This window comes from Streptomyces sp. NPDC051940 (assembly GCF_040680895.1).
Classification (GTDB): Bacteria; Actinomycetota; Actinomycetes; order Streptomycetales; family Streptomycetaceae; genus Streptomyces.
On record NZ_JBFAXR010000275.1, the window covers coordinates 1 to 2,442 of the forward strand.

The window sequence follows — 2,442 nt, forward strand, 5'->3', positions numbered from 1 at the left end:
GGGTGCCGGAGCGCAGCCGGGCGCGCAGCTGGGCATCGTAGGCGGCGCGGTACTCGAGTTCGGGGGCGCCGGGGCCGCCCCTTCCGTGCTGGCGGGGTCAGCCCGCGTAGGGCTTCGCCTCCAGGATCTTGACCATCGCCTTCTTGCCGTTCGGCAGCTCGTACGTGGCCTCCTCGCCGATCTTCTTGCCGCCCACGCCCTGGCCGAGCGGGGACTGGGGCGAGTAGGTCTCGATGTCCGAGGAGGCGTACTCGCGCGAGGCGAGCAGGAACGTCATCGTGTCGTCCTCGTCGCCGTCGAAGGCGATCGTCACGACCATGCCGGGCTCGACGATGCCGTCGTCCGCCGGGGTCTCGCCGATCTTCGCCTTCTCCAGGAGCTGGGTGAGCTGGCGGACGCGGAGTTCCTGCTTGCCCTGCTCCTCCTTGGCGGCGTGGTAGCCGCCGTTCTCCCGCAGGTCACCCTCCTCGCGGGCCGCCGCGATCTTGGCGGCGATCTCAACGCGTGCGGGACCCGACAGGTACTCCAGCTCGGCCTTGAGCTGGTCGTACGCCTCCTGGGTCAGCCAGGTGACGTTGTCGCTGGTCTGGGTCACAGGTGCTCCTCGTCGGTGTGCTTCTCAAAAGATTGAGGGTGGATATTGAGGGTGGATACAGTCAACGCCCTACCCAGAAGGTGTGCGCCTTCTCGAGTGGGGCGAAACCACGATCGTAACAATTCCGGCAGCCGGCCGGGAGGGTAAAACGTCCCGGCCCGGCACCCTCCGGCCATCCGCCGGATACCCGCCGGTCAGCCGTGCGACGTGCAGCCGATGAGTTCCACGCTGGTGGCCCGGGCCGTGGTGCGGATCGCGGCCTGTACGGACTCCGCGGAGGTGCCGGGCTCGATCGTGACGTCCCGGCGGCCCACCTCGGACTTGTCCTCGGCCAGGGCGCGCAGCGTGCACACGCCGGTGACCTGGGAGTCCTTGTGGACCTCCAGATCCACGGCGACGCGCGTGCCGGATTCCACCCGGAAGGTGATCAGCTGGCCGGAGACCTCCGTGCCCGCCACGTAGTCGTAGCCGAACCAGCCGACGACCCCGAGACCCAGCACCCCGAGCACGCCGCCGATGATCTTCAGCCGGCGGTCGGCGCGGGCGTCGTCCGTGGAGGCGCGTCCGTATCGCCCCTCGGGCGGGCGTACCTCACGTGCGGACATGGCCGATCCTCTGTGGTCCTGGGGGCCCGGACGTCGCAGGCCCGGGGCCCGCGACGGGGGTGCGGAATGAATTGTCAGTCCTTTCCGTCACTATAGAAGCCGCTCTCGTACGCGAGCGAACCGCCCGCCTCGTAGGCGGGTGAACTGCCCGCCCAGTACGCGGGCGTACTGCCCACCCGGCTGCCACACGCTGGACCGAGACGTTCAAGGACCGGATCTTGACTGAGCAACTGCGACTGATGGCCGTCCACGCCCATCCCGACGACGAGTCGAGCAAGGGCGCGGCCACCATGGCCAAGTACGTGTCCGAGGGGGTCGATGTGATGGTCGCCACCTGCACCGGTGGCGAGCGCGGCTCGATCCTGAACCCCAAGCTCCAGGGCGACAGGTACATCGAGGAGAACATCCACGAGGTGCGCCGCAAGGAGATGGACGAGGCCCGGGAGATCCTCGGCGTCAGCCAGTCCTGGCTGGGCTTCGTCGACTCCGGGCTGCCCGAGGGCGACCCGCTGCCCCCGCTGCCGGAGGGCTGCTTCGGCCTGCAGGACGTGGACGAGGCCGCGGGCGCGCTGGTGAAGCTGATCCGCGAGTTCCGGCCGCACGTGCTCACCACGTACGACGAGAACGGCGGCTACCCGCACCCCGACCACATCATGACCCACAAGATCACGATGGTGGCCTTCGAGGCCGCCGGCGACCCTGAGAAGTACCCGGAGGCCGGTGAGCCCTGGCAGCCGCTGAAGGTCTACTACAACCAGGGCTTCAACCGTCCGCGCACCGAGGCGCTGCACGCCGCGCTGCTGGAGCGCGGCATGGAGTCCCCGTACGGCGAGTGGCTGGAGCGCTGGAAGGAGTGGAACCGCAAGGAGCGCGAGATCACCACCTTCGTGCCCTGCGCCGACTACTTCGCGATCCGTGACAAGGCGCTCATCGCGCACGCCACGCAGATCGACCCCGACGGCCCGTGGTTCAAGGTGCCGCTGGAGATCCAGCAGGAGGTCTGGCCGACCGAGGAGTACGAGCTGGCGAAGTCGCTCGTGGAGACCTCCCTCCCCGAGTCCGACCTCTTCGCCGGCATCCGCGACAATTGATGCCGTGAGTACTTATCTGGCTGCCGTCGAGCTCCTTCCCCTGGCGAAGGAGCTCGACGCTGGCAGGCTGTCCCGGACAGCGTGTCGCGCTCCTCGTCGGTCAGCGCGCTCTGCAGGAAGCGGTGGTAGAGCCGGTGCATCTGCACCCGGT

General features: G+C 68.7%; 3 protein-coding genes. 1 reads left to right on the forward strand and 2 read right to left on the reverse strand.

Annotated elements, in window-relative coordinates; genetic code table 11:
• Positions 1-97: 97 nt before the first annotated feature.
• Both greA and AB0M28_RS40355 read right to left on the reverse strand, forming a co-directional pair.
• Positions 98-595 carry a transcription elongation factor GreA gene (gene greA, locus AB0M28_RS40350; RefSeq protein ID WP_365415807.1) on the reverse strand — a complete coding sequence of 166 codons (498 nt, stop codon included), beginning with the start codon at positions 593-595 and terminating at the stop codon, positions 98-100.
• A 194-nt stretch (positions 596-789) separates the two neighbouring features.
• Complete coding sequence (locus AB0M28_RS40355; protein ID WP_365415809.1) at positions 790-1,200, reverse strand: DUF4307 domain-containing protein; 411 nt, start codon at positions 1,198-1,200, stop codon at positions 790-792.
• 218 nt (positions 1,201-1,418) lie between these two features.
• Here AB0M28_RS40355 and mca point away from each other — a divergent pair, with 218 nt between their 5' ends.
• The gene (mca, locus tag AB0M28_RS40360) at positions 1,419-2,291 is read left to right on the forward strand and encodes a mycothiol conjugate amidase Mca (protein ID WP_365415811.1); all 873 of its coding nucleotides are present in this window, start codon (positions 1,419-1,421) and stop codon (positions 2,289-2,291) included.
• Positions 2,292-2,442 lie beyond the last annotated feature (151 nt).

Coding starts and splice junctions, on each gene's coding strand:
- AB0M28_RS40355 (WP_365415809.1), bottom strand. CDS start 1,200: ATGTCCGCACGTGAGGTACGCCCGCCCGAGGGGCGATACGGACGCGCC.